The organism is Novipirellula rosea, from assembly GCF_039541335.1.
Taxonomy (GTDB): domain Bacteria; phylum Planctomycetota; class Planctomycetia; order Pirellulales; family Pirellulaceae; genus Novipirellula; species Novipirellula rosea.
The window spans coordinates 79,277-96,859 of the sequence record NZ_BAABGA010000046.1 but is presented as its reverse complement, the minus strand read 5'-3'; the positions used below and the strand labels follow the sequence as shown (position 1 = coordinate 96,859).

Below are 17,583 nucleotides of genomic sequence, written 5' to 3'. Positions count from 1 at the left end.
AACGACGCTCCCGCGGCGTTTCAATTGGAACGGTAGTCCGGCGGTGAGATCAGCTCAGCGGAACCAAATGATGATTGATTTAGGAAAATACAACGTTCTGGGGATCAACGTCAGTGCGATTGATTACGAAGCCGCGGTCAAACGGGTGATCGAAGCGGGCCAACATCACCAACCGCTCGCCGTCACGGCGCTGGCGGTACATGGCGTGATGACAGGGGTGGGCGACAAGGAACACCAGTATCGATTGAACCAATTCGATGTGGTCTGTCCCGACGGCCAACCGGTTCGTTGGGCGCTGAACGGGCTGCACCAATGTGACTTGCCCGACCGGGTGTACGGGCCAACGCTGACGCTAAAGATTTGTGAAGCGGCGGCCGAGGCGGGAGTTTCGATCTTCTTGTTTGGAGCGACCCAAGAGATGCTGGACGGTTTTGCCAAGAACCTGTGTGCAAAATTTCCCAAGCTGCAAATCGCGGGTAAGCGAGCTTCGAAGTTCCGCAATTTGTCAGTCGCTGAACGGGATGAGTTAGCGGCAGAGATTCGCGACAGCGGCGCTGGAATTTGTTTTGTCGGTTTGGGCTGCCCTCGCCAAGAGGTGTTTGCTTACGAAATGCGAGACCGCGTCAACATGCCATTGATCGCAGTCGGTGCCGCGTTCGCATTTCACGCTGGCGTGCTTGCCCAGGCGCCACCATGGATGCAACGCAATGGGTTGGAGTGGTTATTTCGCTTTACTCGCGAGCCCAAGCGATTATGGAAACGCTACGCGACGACGAACCCCGCCTTCGTTTCCTTATTGACGCTGCAAAAGTTGCGGCTCTATGTGCGCCGCAGCGACGCCGGAGTCAAACCCCAGGACGAAGTGTTGTTCGGCTAGGATCGAACATTCAAATATTGTCCGTTCTTAGAACGGCAAAACGGAGCCGACGGCGTTAACCCAATGCCGTCTACTTTGGTAGCGGCACGGCACCGCCTGTTAAGTTTGCGCAAAACTTGGCTTATCGCACTTCTCCGAGGCAGCCAGTTCATCAATCATAGCTTGAGCGCGGTCGTGTAGCGTTTGAAAGGCAATCGGTTTGATCAGATGCAAGTCGAAGCCCGCTTGGATGGCGAGGTCACGATCCGTAGGGCCACCCCATCCGGTTAACGCGATCATTTTGATGCCGGCAATGGTTCGCGAACGACGAATGCGACGCGCGGTTTCATAGCCGTCCATGCCAGGCAATCCGATGTCCATGATGATCACATCGGGATGGGCCTGTGTTGCCTTCTGGATCGCTTCGACCCCATCGTAGGCTTGGTACACCTGGAAACCTTCGGATTCAAAGAGTTCGGCAAGTAGTGCCGATGCGTCTTTGTTGTCTTCGACCAACAGTAGCGATTTGCCTTTGGTCGTGACGGAGGTTTCGGATTTGCATGACGTTCGCGATGCGTTGTCCGCGAAATCATCAGCAAACAAGCTTGCGTCGCTCGGCTGCATCGTCGTTGCCGCTGGCAGCGTTACGGTAAAGCAGCTGCCCATGCCGGGGCCGCGACTGGTTGCCGATAGCGTACCCCCGTGCAAGGCGACCAAGCGGTTCACGATGGTCAATCCCACGCCGAGCCCACCGTACTCGCGAGTGCGGCTCGCATCGATCTGAACAAATGGTTCAAAGATGCGGTCGGCTTGCACCGGAGCGAAGCCAATCCCATTGTCGCTGACCATGATCGAGACCAAGTCGTCGATCGGTTCTAAGTTTAGCGTGATCCGTCCCGCCTCGGGCGTGTATTTGGACGCGTTGCCAAGTAGGTTGGCAAGCAATTGAGCGAGTCGAACTCGATCACCGTCGACCCAAATTGGTTCATCGGGGATCAGCGATTGGAAACGTTGCGATTTGGACTCCAGCGAACTCTCGACCATTTCGATCGCATCGGCAATTGCTAAACGGAGATCGATTCGCCGGACTTGCAATTCGACCTTGCCACGACAAAAGCGTGACACGTCAAGCAGATCATCGGTGATGCGGATCAGGTGGATGGTTTGCCGATGGATGATTTCACGCATGCGGCGGACCACATCAGGCGAACTTTCGTTTCGCTCGAGCAATGCCAGACTTGTGCGAATCGGAGCCAAGGGATTGCGAAGTTCATGCGCCAACAGCGCTAGGAACTCGTCTTTCCGCAGGTCGGCTTTTCGCAAATCATCGCTGAGTCGTTCGTTTTCGAGCGAACGATTTTCAGCGAGGTCGCGTTGGCGTTCGGCGCGATTGAACAGCATGATTGCAACGCAGTTCACGAAAACGTAAATGATCAATTGGACCAAATCAGGAACGTCATCAATCAACAAACTCGACGAGGGAGGAATGAAAAAGTGGGCTGCGGCGACGGTGCCCAACCCAACCGCGAAGATCGCCGGTCCCGTGCCGGCGATCCAAACCGTCAACAGCGCGCTGAGATAGAACAGGCTAAACGGACACTCCTCGTTCAACCACGGTTGTAAAAGCGAACGGACCCAAATGACGACTCCCGTGCTGAGGATCGCGGTGCCATAACGTCGAACCAGTGCCCGCCATGGGCCACTGCTGCGGTCGTTTAAGATCGATACCACTGCAGGCCTCCGGTCGCCGGCAGATTCGTCGAAGCGAGGCGAGGTGAATGGTCCTGCTGAATCGCTTGCACCAATTCTTTGATATCCAGTGGCTTGGCGAACCAGCGGTCCCATCCGCGGCCAGCGGGCTCGTCTTCGATTCGGCGACGTGATCCTGTGATCGCGTAGACGCGCAAGTCTCGTGTCCGCTCGTTCTCACGAATCCGACGCAGCGTTTCGAGTCCGCCCAGCATCGGCATCTGCATGTCCATTAGGATCACGTCGGGCAGCGTTCCCCAATATTGCAGTCGCTCGCACGCTTCGCCTCCGTCGCGGGCCACGTGCACGACAAATCCTTGGGATGCGAGTAGATAAGTCATCAAGCTGCGTTCGTTATCAGAGTCTTCCACGACAAGCAATCGCACCCGCGGATCGGTCATGCCGGATTCACGCGTGCAAGCTTGAGGCTTGCTGGATTGGGGGATGGCAGCTTGGGGGATGACGCTTTCGCGAGACGAATCGACTTCGCGGTTGTCCTGGTTCATCCGTGCGACGAGCGTGTCGATCATCGCTTTGGCGTCGATCAATTCGCCTCGGTCAATTCGTGACTGGATCGCATCGAGGTGCAACTGAAGCACGTTCAGCTGGTTGCGTCGTCGATGTTCGGCGTCGTCACGCAGTGGGCCTGCGGCATGTGTGTCGCTTGCGAGATCCGATTGGGATGCAAGCATCTCTTGACGAAGGATCGAGACTTCCGGTGGTGCATCGATCCCAACCTTCACAATTTGTCCGCGGACTTGAAGGATTTGAAGGGTGACACCGAGATTGGGAAAAACAATTTGCTGCTGAGAGCGGCGAGAGAGAACCAACATAGTTGGAATACCTTCTGAGGAAGTTTTTTGCGGTGATTCGCATGCGAGGGCGAAAGCGGGGAAGCAAAAAACTTCGGCGGGTCACAAGGATTTCGAGCTGTGACCTACTCTAGCCGCCACCAGCGTCATCATCGACATCGGAGCGGCGTTTCAGGGCCTCTACGGTACATTCATCTGCACATCCCGGCCTGGAACTCGCTGGTAATATACGGCGGGGGGATCCCTCGGGCAACTAACAATGTTGGCCGACTTGGATCATTTTTGGGTTTCCCACCGGGGACCTTAGGGGCCGCAAAGCTGGCAATATTCGCCATTGACACCGCTTTCTTTGATCAGCGACATAGGGTTCACGCCAAAACTTGTGCTTCCCCTGCGCCCTGAAGACAATGTTGTCCATCAAAACAAATATTAGCCGACTGAGCCTTGCCATTTTTGCGATGGCGATCGTTTTCGTCGATGTCTGCGTTCTTTACGCAGCAGATTCACCGGAAACCAAGTCCGCCGAGACGGCGTCGCCCCGCAAAATGACGTGGCGACCCGTGTCCGGAAACGCTTCGCAGGATTCGGAGACGGTAAAGTTAGCCAGCGGAGAATCGGCCGACGCCGAGGCTTCCGCCGTGGCTCCCGTGTCGTACGATTTTTATGATTCATTCGTGGGCGACCCGCTGTCGCCCGGAGAAGAGTTTGCCATCGAGTTTGATGGTTGTGACAGCGGATTTTGCGATGGCTGCGACGCATGCGATAGCATGGGGATGGCGAGCCACCGAAATCAATTTTGGGCACGCGCCGAATATCTGGCGTGGGCACTTGATGGAATCCGTTTGCCGCCGTTGGTGACCACCAGCCCCGCAGGCACCACGCCGGAAAACACCGGCGTGCTCGGCCAATCGGGAACGACGGTGTTGTTCGGGGGAGACGAGATCTTGGATTCACTGCGATCCGGGGCCCGCATCAGCGTGGGACGGATCGACTCCAACCGCGACGGGGCAATTGAATTGTCGGCGCTTGGCGTGTTCAGCGATGGCGAGAGTTTCAGCAATAGCGGCAGCCTGCTCGCCCGGCCAGTCTTCAACACACAAACCGGCGCGGAAGATGCGATGTTAATTGCGCATCCCGATTTCCTCAGCGGGGCGGTTCGAGTGCAAGTCGAAAACGAACTGTACGCCTTCGATGTGCTACGGCGTCAACGATTGGTCTCGTCGGCCTGTGATAGCTTGGATCTGTTGATTGGTTATCGCCATGCTCGCCTGGACGAAATGCTTCGCATCGATCAAGCGTCCACCTATACGGCGGCGCGAGGCCAGATCGTGTCCGGAACGTCGGTCGTTTTGTTTGATGATTTCGACGTTGAAAACCAATTCAATGGTGCGGAGGTCGGATTCAATTACCGCCGCCGTTCGGGAACCTGGACATTGGCCACGCTGCTGAAAGTCGGGCTCGGCGTCAATACCGCCGAAGTCACGATTGATGGCGGGACCACCAATACCGTTCCTGGTTCTGGTTCCGCGTCGTTCACGGGCGGGTTGCTTGCTCAACAAACCAACATCGGTCAATACGACGATTCGCAGTTCACGGTGATCCCCGAAGTGGGAATCACCTTGTCCAAACGAATCGATGATTTTGTCGAGCTCTCGATTGGTTACAGTCTGCTGTATTGGTCCAATGCCACGCGAGTCGCTGACATCATCGACCGCAGCGTTTCGCAATTTCCACCGGAACCTTCATCGGGCAGCGGAAATCCCCGGTTCGGCTTTGAAACCGACGATTTTGTCGCCCACGGCTTGACGACTGGCGTGAAGTTCTCGTTCTAACGCGAATCGTCAAGCCAGTACGCTTACGCCGTCGTTTCGACGGAAAGCGTAAGGATCTCTTCGGTTGAAACACCGTAACGATCAATGCTCTGCACGCGGATGCTAAACGTTGTCGGCGAGCTCGAGTCGAGATCGACGTTGGTCTTTAGCACATTGCCTTCGATCGTGAATGACGCGTTGTCATCGCTGCCGGATCCGCTAACGAGCAGATAGATGTGTTCGTCATCGGCGTTCGCGTCGGTGGTTGACAACAGGCCTACCGAGGTGCCGGTCGCGGCATTGGCGGGGATCGTGGTGTTATCAAGGGCGATCGCGGTCGGAGCCACGTTGGGTTCGCTGATCGTGATCTCAAGTACTTGTTCGAATGACAATCCGCCCGCGTCTTCACTGCGGACACGGACCGCATACAAGCTCTGGATCGCCTCGTCAAAAACTTCGTTCGAGACAAGTTTGCCATCCGCGATCTTGAATGGTTCTGACGTTGCGCCGGCCTCAGGCACGATGGTGTAGGTGAATGTGTCGCCCGCGTCGGGATCTTCGCTGCTCAGCAATCCAATCTCGGTGTCGGCGGCTTCGTTCGCGGCAATGGTGGTGCGTGAAACCGAGATCGCTGTCGGAGCTTCGTTGACATTGGTGACGTTAATCGTGAAGGTTTCTTCCACGGTCAATCCGCCGGCATCGGTGCTTTGAACGCGAACGCTGTAACTCGATTTCGTTTCAAAGTCGAACGTCGTGTCGGTCTTCAGCGAGTCGCCGTCGATCGTGAACGATCCGTTGTCGGTGTCGCCGGTGCCGCTGACGAACGTGTAGGTATGCGAGTCACCCGAGTCGGCATCGGTACTCGAAAGCGTGCCGATGGTGGTGCCCACTGCGGCGTCCTCGGCGATCGAGGTTTCGCTCAGTGCGATCGCGGTCGGGGCAACGTTGGTGACCTCGGTGACGGTAATGGTAAAGGTTTCTTCGGCCGTCAATCCGCCGGCATCGGTGCTTTGGACGCGGATGCTGTAGCTGGATTTGGTTGAGAAGTCGAGCGTTGTGGCGGTCTTTATCGAGTCGCCGTCGATCGTGAACGATCCGTTGTCGGTGTCGCCGGTGCCGCTGACAAACGTGTAGGTGTGTGTGTCACCTGCGTTCGCATCGGTACTCGAAAGCGTGCCAATGGTGGTGCCCACTGCGGCGTCCTCGGCGATCGAGGTTTCGCTCAGTGCGATCGCGGTCGGTGCAACGTTGGGCGTGACCTCGGTGACAGTGATGGTAAAGGTTTCTTCGGCCGTCAATCCGCCGGCATCGGTGCTTTGGACGCGGATGCTGTAGCTGGATTTGGTTGAGAAGTCGAGCGCCGTGGCGGTCTTTATCGAGTTGCCGTCGATCGTGAACGATCCGTTGTCGGTGTCGCCGGTGCCGCTGACAAACGTGTAGGTGTGTGTGTCACCTGCGTTCGCATCGGTGCTCGAAAGCGTGCCAATGGTGGTGCCCACTGCGGCGTCTTCGGCGATCGAGGTTTCGCTCAGTGCGATCGCGGTCGGTGCAACGTTGGGCGTGACCTCGGTGACAGTGATGGTAAAGGTTTCTTCGACCGTCAATCCGCCGGCATCGGTGCTTTGGACGCGGATGCTGTAGCTGGACTTTGTCGAGAAGTCGAGCGCCGTGGCGGTCTTTATCGAGTTGCCGTCGATCGTGAACGATCCATTGTCGGTATCGCCGGTGCCGCTGACGAACGTGTAGCTGTGTGTGTCACCTGCGTTCGCATCGGTGCTTGAAAGCGTGCCGATGGTGGTGCCCACTGCGGCGTCTTCGGCGATCGAGGTTTCGCTCAGTGCGATCGCAGTCGGTGCAACATTGGTGACCTCGGTGACGGTAATGGTAAAGGTTTGCTCGAAGGTCAATCCGCCGGCATCGGTGCTTTGGACGCGGACGCTGTAGCTGGATTTTGTCGAGAAGTCGAGCGTTGTGGCGGTCTTTATCGAGTCGCCGTCGATCGTGAACGATCCGTTGTCGGTGTCGCCGGTGCCGCTGACGAACGTGTAGGTGTGCGTGTCGCCTGCGTTCGCATCGGTGCTCGAAAGCGTGCCGATAGTGGTGCCCACTGCGGCGTCTTCGGCGATCGAGGTTTCGCTCAGTGCGATCGCAGTCGGTGCAACATTGGTGACCTCGGTGACGGTAATGGTAAAGGTTTGCTCGAAGGTCAATCCGCCGGCATCGGTGCTTTGGACGCGGATGCTGTAGCTGGATTTTGTTGAGAAGTCGAGCGTTGTGGCGGTCTTTAGCGTGTTGCCGTCGATCGTGAACGATCCGTTGTCGGTGTCGCCGGTGCCGCTAACGAACGTGTAGGTGTGCGTGTCGCCTGCGTTCGCATCGGTGCTCGAAAGCGTGCCAATGGTGGTGCCCACTGCGGCGTCTTCGGCGATCGAGGTTTCGCTCAGTGTGATCGCAGTCGGTGCAACGTTGGCCGTGACCTCGGTGACGGTAATGGTAAAGGTTTGCTCGAAGGTCTCACCACCTGCATCGGTGCTTTGGACGCGGATGCTGTAGCTGGATTTTGTCGAGAAGTCGAGCGTTGTGGCGGTCTTTAGCGTGTCACCGTCGATCGTGAACGATCCATTGTCGGTATCGCCGGTGCCGCTAACAAACGTGTAGGTGTGCGTGTCGCTGGCATCCACATCGGTGCTCGAAAGCGTGCCGATGGTGGTGCCCACTGCAGCATCTTCGGCGATCGAAGTTTCGCTCAGTGCAATCGCGGTCGGAGCTTCGTTGACATTGGTGACGGTGATCGTCAGCGTTTGGTCGAACGATAGGCCTGCTTGGTCGGTCGTGCGGACGACGACGGTATGGCTGGCTTTGGTTTCAAAGTCCAACGAGGCGCCGACATTGAGCGTGTTGCCTGAAACGGTAAACAGGTTGCTGGTGGTGACCGAGTCGACCGAAACGATCGTGTAGGTGTGTGTGTCGCTGGCATTCGCGTCGGTCGTGCTCAGCGTGCCAACCGCGGTGCCGACCGCCGTGTCTTCGGCAACCGAATTGTTCGTGATCGAAACGGCTGTCGGAGCCACATTGGCTTCGGTGATGTTAATCACCAAAGACTTTTCGAAGGTGCGGCCCTCGGGGTCGGTCGTTCTGACACGGATGGTGTAGCTATCTTTGACATCCGCATCAAACACCGCAGCGGTTTTAAGCTGGTTACCGCTAATGGTGAAGGATGCGTTGTCGGTGCTGCCGGTACCCGAAACCAACGTGTAGGTATGTGTTTGGTTGATGTCTGGGTCATTGGTGGTCAACGTCCCCACGGTGGTGCCGATCGGTTGTGCTTCCGCCACCGTGCTGACCGACAACGATAAATTGATCGGAGCCTGGTTAGCGGGCAGATCGGGAATGTTAGGTGTCGACAATCCCACCACGCGTCGCAAGAGATCGCTGGCATCCAGAGGGCTCAGTCCGTCCGCTCCGGTGACATCGCCAAGCAACACAGGGTCGATGGTGGGAAACAATCGCGTGGTCGCCGAGGTGCTGGTTGGTTCCGAGAACACAAACCCTGAATCGAGTCCGACACCCACGCGGGCGATCAAGCGAGCGTCTTCGGCGTCGTAACGTTGGTTGCGATTCACATCGCCGGGAAACGCGACAACCTGAACAGCGTCATCGGCGGTTGCCGTCAGTGCTCCGGCGTTGACGTCAAGCGAGGTGATACGAATCGCTTGTGTTTCACCGTACGGAGCGTCTTCGGGAACCGAGGCGATGATATCGACCAGGCTTGTTTGGCCTGCCGCTAGCGGTGCCACCGAGAAAAACGAGATGGTCGCGGTGCCAGGAACGGTCAAATTGGATTCGACTTGACTTCCCGACGGTGCATCGGCTCCGAGCTGCACGTCGCTGATATCCAGCAGCGCCGGATCATACTGAATCGTCAGGGTGACCGAGGTGACGCCTTCGGCATTACTGATTTGGATGGGCAGTCCGGCGGGCAGCGGGACGCCGCTTCCACCTGCGGGAACTTGGATGCTCTGTGTCGGCCCTCGCACAATGTCAGGTAATCCCACAGTCAACGCATTGCCTGCCGCAACCGTAAACGTGTTGGTGTAGTCGCCGCCGGCGGTGCCATCATCGTCACCGTCCAGCAGTTCGCCATCGGCGAGATCCGTGAACGCGTCCGCCGCACTTCGCAGCGTTACCGAATAAGTATCCGGAACCAATGCGCCGCCGCTGGCAATGAAGGTAACCGTGTTGTCTTTGACGAATAGCGAACCGCGGACATTGCCACTGGAGGCTCCTGTGAGTGTAACGTCGGCTGCGCCAGCCGCTTGCCCCTGGGTGTCATACAGATTCAAGTTCAACGTGCTGACTTCTTCGCTCAGCTCCGCCGTGAAACCGCTGGCGGTGGGGGTAAAGGAGGTGATCGTCGCTGCCAATACGCGGCGATTTTCAAGCGATTGCAAGCTCAGGTGCCTTGCTTTGGCCGCACCACGACGTTTTTTCTGTAGAGGACGAACCGATTTGAAGAACTTGCGCATAACGTTTGACCTATTTCTGCTGAGCTTGTTTCTATAGGGCTGGCCCACCGCGACCGGGGGCTGCTCTTTGAGTTTGGTAGGGGGGCAACAACGACACGATGACGACTTGACTGCCCAGCCGAGCTGGGGCATCGAAAGCGAGCCGCATCTTCAAGGATGTTGAGGTCGCTTTTGAAATCGAAACGTTTCGAACATCCTTATTGGGGGGAAGCGAGCAACGTGGAAACGCTGTCGCTTTGCTTGTCTTTGTTAAAGGGTGACGATGATGGAAGATGTCCGGTGTCGGGACATTCTAGAACCCGGGCTTAGAGAGTCACTAGCGTGAGTAAGTTCCGGCAAATGAAATTATTTATTTGTGAGTTGGGTTGTAACGTTAAATACCGTTGAGCACATGCCGCTACAAGCAAAAGTCGAAGCAACTTATTTATTCGACGCTGGAAAAAAGACACTTGGGAACCAGAATTGGGAAACCTCTTCTGACTTTGCGAGTCTAACGAACATGAAACAAAAAAAATCACGTCGGCTGGGGCTTGAAAGTCTCGAATCACGTCGTCTGCTTGCCGCGGTGGACATCCCCGATGATTTGACCGGAGATGTGTCGGCGCAGGTCGCTGTCCCGGTCAATGTGGACAATGCTGCTGGAATTCGGGGCGTCGAAATACGGCTGAGCTATGACACCGATCTGCTCGATTTGACGTCGGCCGCCGTGACGGCGGGGTCGGTGTTCAGTGCATCACAGGACACCCAGGTTACCGCAAACGTGGATGATGCCGCCGGAACCGTCGTGATTTTTGTCTCGGCGTCGACAGGGCTCTCATCGACCAGCGGCAGCTTGGTGCTAATGTCGTTCACCATTGCCAACGATGCGGTTGCTGGCAATACAGCGGTGTTTGACCTTGTCGAAGTCGTTCTGAATGAAGGCCAGATCACGGTAGATCCAGCCCCGGTGGCTGGTGCCGATTCGACCGATGGATTGTTGACCGTCACTGCGGGGTCGGCAGGTGACCAGCGGATAGCGGGGTTCGTGTACGCCGATACCAACACCAATAATCTTCCCGATGCCGTCGAGGGGATCCCAGGTGTCGTGATCACGTTGACCAATGTGTCCACCGGCGCGACGACTCAGGCAACCACGGACGCCACCGGCAAATACGAGTTCACCGATCTGGCGTTTGGCGCCTATACCCTGACCGAGATCCAGCCGATTGCTTACTCCGAAGGCGGAGTGAACGAGTTGTCGTTAACGTTGGTATCGGGGCAAACGACGGCAGATCAGAATTTTCGTGAAACCGGACTCCTGCCGCAATTCATCTACAACCGATTGCTGACGACATCGACTCAGCCCGCTGGATCGACCGCGTGGACCGATGTCATTCGGCAGATCAACGTTGATGCCACGGCGGGAAGCGTCGCACCAGTGGCCGCTTCCTCGCCCGTTGCCTCCGCTGACGCCGCGATCGCATCCGCGTCCAGCGCTGCCGACACCATGGCGGTGACCACCAACCCCTCGGCCGATTCTGTGGCGAGCGTTTCACGATCGGCGGAAGGCGAATTGCCCCTCTTGCTACCATCGACCGCTGCTGATTCATTCTCCGCTGACAGCATGTTGTCATTGAGTGATCAAGAGGATCGCAAAGAGGATTCGGTCCGCGATGGATACGAGTCGGTGGATCAGGTTTTTGCTACCAACACGCTTTGGTAGACCGCGTCATCGCCGCGGCGTGAAACTAGAATCACGCCCCAAGTGCCATTGCGAATTGAGTTGTGTTTTCGTTACCAACCACTGCATAGAAAGCTGCGGTGAGCGGTTGATTCGCAATTCAAATCAGTGGGCAACGGATGGCGACAAAAGCATGCAAATTGGGTGTTCAGCAATTGGAATCGAGACGCTTGTTGGCAAGCGTTTCCATGCCGAGTGCCATCGTTGACTCGGTCCCGGAAATCTCGACGGCGGTCGAAGTCTCTACCCCCGTCGAAGTCTCGGGGGCTCAAGGTGTAAGGGCTGCCGAGGTGCGAATTCAATTCGACCCCGCGGAAGTCACTACCGATGCGACGCGAATCCAAGCCGGTTCGGTATGGAATGGCCGCGGCACGGTGATTGCCAACGTTGACGAACACGCCGGGACGATTGTCGCGTTTGTTTACTCGACCAAACCGGTGGCTCACGATGAAGGAGGGCTGATTGATATTGGCTTTGCCGTCAAACAAGATCGCCCCAGTCCCAAGCCGATTGAGATTGACCTGCAGCAGGTCCGGCTCAACGAAGGCCAAATTTCGTTAGCCGAGCCCCCCATCGTTGGTGCGGACGCCAGTGACGGCAAGATCGTCACGCGGGCCAGCGAAAGCGTGACTCACGTGACCCGAGTCGATGAGCGATCGAGCGAGTCTTGGGCAAATCATTGGGGCAACCGTCCGCTGATCCATGACGAGCCCTGTCCGTGGCCTGGCGGGCCCAACGCTGAGGTGGTTTCGCCACAGTCCTATGTTCCCGTTTCGTTAGTCGGACGCTCTGATTTTTCCCGGCCTGGATCGGCGAGCCGCTTTGCTGCAAGGGCGATCGATTCGGTCGCCCCCCCCACTGCCCTCCCCTACGGACCGCTGCAGCCTCATGTGGTCGACCAAGCGTTTGCGGATTCAGGTCTGGCAGGCCAGTAACCGATGCCGCGCGGTCTCGTTCGAACGTTTCACTCGCTGACGCTGGACGATTTCCCGCGCCGTCCGCTACCAAAGTAGAGGGTCTTGGTGTCGCGGTGCCCATTTTGCGGTTCGACGCGATGTCTACTACACTGTGGGCGTCCCACCCGAATCCCACCCTCTCCTGTGAAAGAGACGTTTCATGCGTTCGTTCCGTTTTGCGGCCCCCGCCGCGGTGTTTCTTGCTGTTTCCGTGACTCTCGCGGCCTTCTTCGGTATGAAGGTCAGTGACCCGCCAGGGATGCAGATGAAGGCCTTCGCCGACGCCTTTTTGCAGACGCTCGACGAAAAACAGGCGGCGCAAGCGACCATGGACTACGATTCGGCCGAGCGTGTCGCGTGGCACTTCATCCCCATGCCGACTCGCAAGGGACTTGTGCTGAAAGAGATGAATACGGCTCAGCGCACCGCGGCCCTTCGGCTGCTGCGTTCCGCGTTGAGCGAAGCGGGGTACAGCAAGGCGAGCAAGATCATGTTGCTCGAAGGCGTGCTCCGCCAACTCGAAGGTCCCGGCAGCGAATCACGCCGCGATCCTCAAAAATACTATGTCACTATCTTTGGCACCCCGAGCGATTCCGAACCGTGGGGGCTCAGTTTCGAAGGGCATCACATGTCGCTGAACTTCAGCTGCCGAGGCGGCGAGTTGGTCGACAGCACTCCTCAATTCTTTGCGTCCAATCCTGCCAAGATCATGACCGATGTGGAAGGGCCGCTGGGCAAGGGAACTCGCGTGCTTCGCGAAGAAGAGGATCTTGGGTTCGAGTTGGTCAACAGCTTGAACGATACTCAAAAGCAAGCGGCTGTGATCGCCGACGAAGCACTAGCAGAAATTCGGTTCGCCGGTGAGGCTCAACCCAAAGTGGGCGAGCCCGAAGGCATTCCCTTTGACAAACTGAATGCCAAGCAGGCTGAAGTGCTGAAGAAGCTGGTCGGTGTCTACGCAGATGCGGTTCCGGAAAAGACATCGCGGGCGCGGCGTGATTTGATCGAAAGCAACGGTTGGTCGAACGTCTATTTCGCCTGGGCGGGGGCTCTGAAGCCGGGCGTCGGACATTACTACCGAATTCGTGGCAAGGATTTTTTGATCGAGTTTGTCAACACACAAGCCGATGCGTCTGGGAATCCCGCCAATCACATCCACTGCGTGTGGCGTGACCTGACCGGCGACTTTGACTTGCCTATCGAGTAAAGTTTCCTGTCGCGTGTGGGCTAATGAGTCAGCAGCTTGTTGATCTAATTGATGCTCGGAACGCAAGTGTAAGCCGTGGGCCGTAAGGCACCGGGTAACGTCCAATGCCCGCTGTTCACACGCGTGCGGCTCACTAAATCAATAGGTCACTGTAGCGTCGTCAGTTCAATTTTCGACGCGGCATGCGGAAGAGAGGGGGAACGTGATGCTGACTTGGCTGAAACATCTCCGCCAGCGCTGGGATAATTGGTGCGGCGATCACGATATGGAAGAGGCGATCCGCAAGCACCTGTCGGATAACGGCTACTACGGCAGGACTGCCAAGTTTCGAAACGTTCGCATTGTCGCAGTCCAGCGTCCCGGTTGGCTGCAGGTGTTTCGTTTCGATGTGACCGCTCGGCTCGTCCCTCCCGAAGCGGACAGCGAGATGGCGGACCCGCCCCCGGTTTATCACGATCTCTACGGGTTGGTGAAAGACGACATTCGTCACAAAATAAATGTGGTTCGAGTGTTTGATTGCGAACACGAGCGGCGTTCTCTGTTCACTCGTTGGAGCGAAGATATGATCTGCCTGCGTGGTGCTCACGGTCTAAAAAACTCTTAAACCTCACGAAATCGCTTAGAATCGTACGCGACTGTACGCGTTACCCTTAACTCGAATGGATTGAAAATGTCGAGGCTCCTGTACTCGTTCGTTTTGGTTGCCACGTTGTTGGCTCGTTGTTTCGTTGCTGATAGCGGAGCCTCCGCAAAGCCACCATCGGTGACCAAGCCGACGGAGAGCAAGACCGCGCCAGCGGACGCCGAAGTGAACCCGGCGGACAACGACGCGGACAATGACGCGGAGGCCGCCGCAGCCAAATTACAAACGCCCAATACCGGCCAACCCGAGACCGGCCAACAAGAGCTCGATTTGGTCGATCACGTTCGCCAAATCACGTTCGAAGGTCGCCGTGCGGGCGAAGGCTATTTTAGCGCCGACGGCACACGCATGGTCTTTCAAAGCGAACGGGATCCGGCGAACCCGTTCTATCAAATCTATTTAACCGATCTGGAAACCGGCGACATCGAAAAGGTTTCACCCGGCATCGGAAAGACCACCTGTGCATGGATCCATCCCGATGGCGACCGCGTCTTGTTCGCCAGCACGCAAGCGGACCCGGCGGCAGAGCAAAAGCAGAAGGACGAACTGGAGCTGCGGGCCAGTGGGAAGCAACGCCGCTATGCATGGGATTACGACGAAAACTATGAATTGGTCGAGCGAAATGCCGAAGGTCAATACAAACAATTGACCGATGCTAAGGGCTATGACGCCGAAGCGAGTTACAGCCCAGATGGCACTCAAATTGTCTTTGCATCGAATCGCGATGCCTATTCGCGTGAATTAACCGCGGTGGAACAAGAGAAGTTCCAAATCGATCCCGCGTTTATGATCGATCTCTACATCATGAATGCCGACGGCACGAATGTCCGCCGTTTGACGACCGAGCCGGGTTACGACGGAGGTCCTTTTTTCTCGCCTGATGGCGAACGCATCTGTTTTCGTCATTTCTCGGAGGATGGTGCGACTGCCGAAGTCTTTACGATGAAAACCGACGGCAGCGATGTGCGCCGGTTGACCAATTTCAATGCGATGAGCTGGGCGCCGTTTTATCACCCCAGCGGTGACTATTTGATCTTTACCACCAACAAGCACGGCTTTGCCAACTTTGAACTGTACTTGGTTCGGGCCGATGGCCAGGGGGAACCGGTTCGCGTGACTTACACCGATGGCTTTGATGGGTTGCCAGTGTTCTTGCCCGAGGGCGAGCGATTGTCGTGGACCTCGACACGTACCAAGGAAAAACAATCTCAGATTTTCATGGGCGATTGGAATGACGCTCATGCTCGCGAATTACTAGGGCTCGACTCGGGGTCAAGTGATGATTTGAAGGCAGCCGTCGCATCGGCTGAGAACACATCTCCTGAATTTTCACCGACCGACGTGATGCGGCATGTTGATTTTCTGACGCGTCCCGAGTTGGCTGGCCGTTTGACGGGCAGTGAAGGGGAACGACGTGCGACCGCGTATGTCGCGGCTTATTTGGAAAGCTTGGGGTTTGAACCCGCTGGCGAAAACGGCACGTTTTTTCAAGAGTTTCAGTTCCCTGCCGGTTCGAGTTTGACGCCCGAAAATGCAATGGCCGTGGGGGATAAATCGCTCGAGTTGAACCAGGATTGGCGACCGCTTTCGTTTTCCGACGACGGTAAAACGGATGCCGCCGAAGTGGTCTTTGCCGGCTATGGAATGCACGTGCCCGGCGGCGATGAAGTCGAAGAATACGATAGCTACGTGCACTTGGACGTCGCAGGCAAATGGGTGATGGTGCTACGGGATATGCCTCAAGAGATCACGCCCGAGCGGCGGCAAGAGATGGCTCGCTATAGCTCGCCGCGACGGAAAGCCACGGTCGCTCGCGATCACGGCGCCAAAGGAATCGTGTTCGTGGCCGGACCGACCAGCAAAGTGACTCGAGAGTTGATCCTGTTCGATAGCAACGCGTCGCAGGCCGGCGTTAGTATCGCGGCGGTGACGGTCAGCAACGAAATTGCCAAAGGGATGTTCCAGAAGGCCAACAAGGATCTGGCGAAAACTCAAGCATCGCTTGATGATGGATCACCGCAAATGGGATTCCCGTTGGAGAACGTCTCGGTTTCGGCGACGATCGAGATCGAACGGAAAACCGGGGTGGGACGAAACGTCGTCGCTCGCTTGCCCGTCAAACCCAATCATCAGACCTATCCCGCCGTCATGATCGGAGCTCACGTCGATCATCTCGGTCGTGGCGGAGGCAGCAACAGTTTGGCTCGCGATGATGAAGAAGAGCTGATTCACTTTGGCGCCGATGACAACGCCAGCGGTGTGGGAGCGATGCTCGAAATCGCTCAGTATCTCGCAGCCGAAAAAGCCGCAGGGCGACTGAAACCAAAACGCGATTTATTGATCGCCGCCTGGAGCGGCGAAGAATTGGGACTGTTTGGTTCTCAGCATTACGTCAACGAGTTCTTCAATCTCTATCCGCAGGCTCCCAAACTGGAAACGCCAGCGCACGATCACGGCGGCGACGCGGCGCATGCTCATGCAGCACACGCTCACGGCGTCGCGGCGGACGCCGAACCATTGACTCAAGCGATTGCCGCCTATTTGAACCTCGACATGGTGGGGCGACTGCGCGAGAAGTTGATCGTGCAAGGGATCGGTTCTTCGCCTGGTTTCGCAGGCGAAGTTCAGCGGCGAAACGTCCCGGTCGGTTTAGAATTGCAGCTCGATAAAACCAGCACACGATTGCCCACGGATGCTTCGGCCTTTGTGGCACGCGACGTGCCGATCCTGGCGGCGTTCACCGGGGCTCACGAGGACTATCACACACCGCGTGATACGGCGGACAAGTTGAATTATGACGGTGCCGCGCAGACCGCTCGTTTGTTTGCCTTGCTGGCTCGCGGTTTTCTGACCGCTGCCGAGCCACCAAAGTTTGAGCTCGACGAAGGCGAGAAGCGTGAAGAGGCACCGCGAGCCGTATTGACCGCGTACCTTGGCACGATCCCCGATTATGCAGCGGGTGAGGTCAAGGGATTGAAACTGAGCGGCGTGGCAGGCGACGGGCCGGCCGCCAAAGCGGGCGTCAGCGGAGGTGACGTGATCATTCGTTTGGCGGGTCGCAAGATCGAAGATATCTACGACTACACCTACGCGATCGAGGCGTTGAAGATTGGCGAAGAAGTCGAGATCGTCGTCCAGCGAGGCGAAAAGACGGTGCCGATGAAAATCACACCCACCGCCCGCGAATAATCACAGTGGGATAGGCTTCTAGCCTGTCATCAAGCGTCCCGACAGGCATCCTGCCTGTCCTTTTTCACCGTGGTTTAGCCTTCCAAGCTTGCCGTTTCCCAAAACGACAGGCTG

Annotated in this window: 10 protein-coding genes; 7 read left to right on the top strand and 3 right to left on the bottom strand. The window is 57.0% G+C overall.

Features of this window, described 5'->3' with window-relative positions:
* Positions 1-70: 70 nt before the first annotated feature.
* Positions 71-877, top strand: a complete 807-nt coding sequence (locus ABD971_RS17960) for a WecB/TagA/CpsF family glycosyltransferase (protein ID WP_345324308.1) — start codon at positions 71-73, stop codon at positions 875-877.
* A gap of 99 nt (positions 878-976) precedes the next feature.
* On the opposite strand, the gene ABD971_RS17955 is transcribed toward ABD971_RS17960, so the two are convergent.
* Together ABD971_RS17955 and ABD971_RS17950 are read right to left on the bottom strand one after the other, a co-directional pair.
* Positions 977-2,587 carry an ATP-binding response regulator gene (locus tag ABD971_RS17955; protein WP_345324306.1) on the bottom strand — a complete coding sequence of 537 codons (1,611 nt, stop codon included), beginning with the start codon at positions 2,585-2,587 and terminating at the stop codon, positions 977-979.
* Positions 2,572-3,438 carry a response regulator gene (locus tag ABD971_RS17950; protein ID WP_339940574.1) on the bottom strand — a complete coding sequence of 289 codons (867 nt, stop codon included), beginning with the start codon at positions 3,436-3,438 and terminating at the stop codon, positions 2,572-2,574. The genes ABD971_RS17955 and ABD971_RS17950 overlap by 16 nt, the downstream gene beginning before the upstream one ends.
* Before the next feature lie 386 nt (positions 3,439-3,824).
* Between ABD971_RS17950 and ABD971_RS17945 the strand changes: the two genes are divergently transcribed.
* Positions 3,825-5,249 carry a BBP7 family outer membrane beta-barrel protein gene (locus tag ABD971_RS17945; protein ID WP_345324303.1) on the top strand — a complete coding sequence of 475 codons (1,425 nt, stop codon included), beginning with the start codon at positions 3,825-3,827 and terminating at the stop codon, positions 5,247-5,249.
* A gap of 23 nt (positions 5,250-5,272) precedes the next feature.
* Here the strand turns inward: ABD971_RS17945 and ABD971_RS17940 are convergent, their stop codons facing one another.
* Positions 5,273-9,754 (bottom strand): beta strand repeat-containing protein, encoded by a 4,482-nt coding sequence (locus ABD971_RS17940; protein WP_345324301.1) that lies wholly within the window; start codon positions 9,752-9,754, stop codon positions 5,273-5,275.
* A 499-nt stretch (positions 9,755-10,253) separates the two neighbouring features.
* Between ABD971_RS17940 and ABD971_RS17935 the strand changes: the two genes are divergently transcribed.
* The 5 genes from ABD971_RS17935 to ABD971_RS17915 all read left to right on the top strand — a co-directional run bounded on the left by ABD971_RS17935 (position 10,254) and on the right by ABD971_RS17915 (position 17,469).
* On the top strand, positions 10,254-11,456 hold the full coding sequence (locus ABD971_RS17935; RefSeq protein ID WP_345324299.1) for a cohesin domain-containing protein: 1,203 nt from the start codon (positions 10,254-10,256) through the stop codon (positions 11,454-11,456).
* A 137-nt stretch (positions 11,457-11,593) separates the two neighbouring features.
* Positions 11,594-12,409, top strand: a complete 816-nt coding sequence (locus ABD971_RS17930; RefSeq protein ID WP_345324297.1) for a cohesin domain-containing protein — start codon at positions 11,594-11,596, stop codon at positions 12,407-12,409.
* 181 nt (positions 12,410-12,590) lie between these two features.
* A complete protein-coding gene (locus ABD971_RS17925; RefSeq protein ID WP_345324295.1) occupies positions 12,591-13,637 on the top strand; it encodes a DUF3500 domain-containing protein in 1,047 nt (348 codons plus the stop codon).
* Positions 13,638-13,842: 205 nt separating this feature from the next.
* Positions 13,843-14,241 carry a hypothetical protein gene (locus ABD971_RS17920; RefSeq protein ID WP_339946301.1) on the top strand — a complete coding sequence of 133 codons (399 nt, stop codon included), beginning with the start codon at positions 13,843-13,845 and terminating at the stop codon, positions 14,239-14,241.
* Between the two features lie 66 nt (positions 14,242-14,307).
* Positions 14,308-17,469 (top strand): M28 family peptidase, encoded by a 3,162-nt coding sequence (locus ABD971_RS17915; RefSeq protein ID WP_345324292.1) that lies wholly within the window; start codon positions 14,308-14,310, stop codon positions 17,467-17,469.
* Positions 17,470-17,583: the final 114 nt, after the last annotated feature.

Coding starts and splice junctions, on each gene's coding strand:
- ABD971_RS17935 (WP_345324299.1), top strand. CDS start 10,254: ATGAAACAAAAAAAATCACGTCGGCTGGGGCTTGAAAGTCTCGAATCA.
- ABD971_RS17915 (WP_345324292.1), top strand. CDS start 14,308: ATGTCGAGGCTCCTGTACTCGTTCGTTTTGGTTGCCACGTTGTTGGCT.
- ABD971_RS17945 (WP_345324303.1), top strand. CDS start 3,825: ATGTTGTCCATCAAAACAAATATTAGCCGACTGAGCCTTGCCATTTTT.
- ABD971_RS17920 (WP_339946301.1), top strand. CDS start 13,843: ATGCTGACTTGGCTGAAACATCTCCGCCAGCGCTGGGATAATTGGTGC.
- ABD971_RS17950 (WP_339940574.1), bottom strand. CDS start 3,438: ATGTTGGTTCTCTCTCGCCGCTCTCAGCAGCAAATTGTTTTTCCCAAT.
- ABD971_RS17925 (WP_345324295.1), top strand. CDS start 12,591: ATGCGTTCGTTCCGTTTTGCGGCCCCCGCCGCGGTGTTTCTTGCTGTT.
- ABD971_RS17940 (WP_345324301.1), bottom strand. CDS start 9,754: ATGCGCAAGTTCTTCAAATCGGTTCGTCCTCTACAGAAAAAACGTCGT.
- ABD971_RS17960 (WP_345324308.1), top strand. CDS start 71: ATGATTGATTTAGGAAAATACAACGTTCTGGGGATCAACGTCAGTGCG.
- ABD971_RS17930 (WP_345324297.1), top strand. CDS start 11,594: ATGGCGACAAAAGCATGCAAATTGGGTGTTCAGCAATTGGAATCGAGA.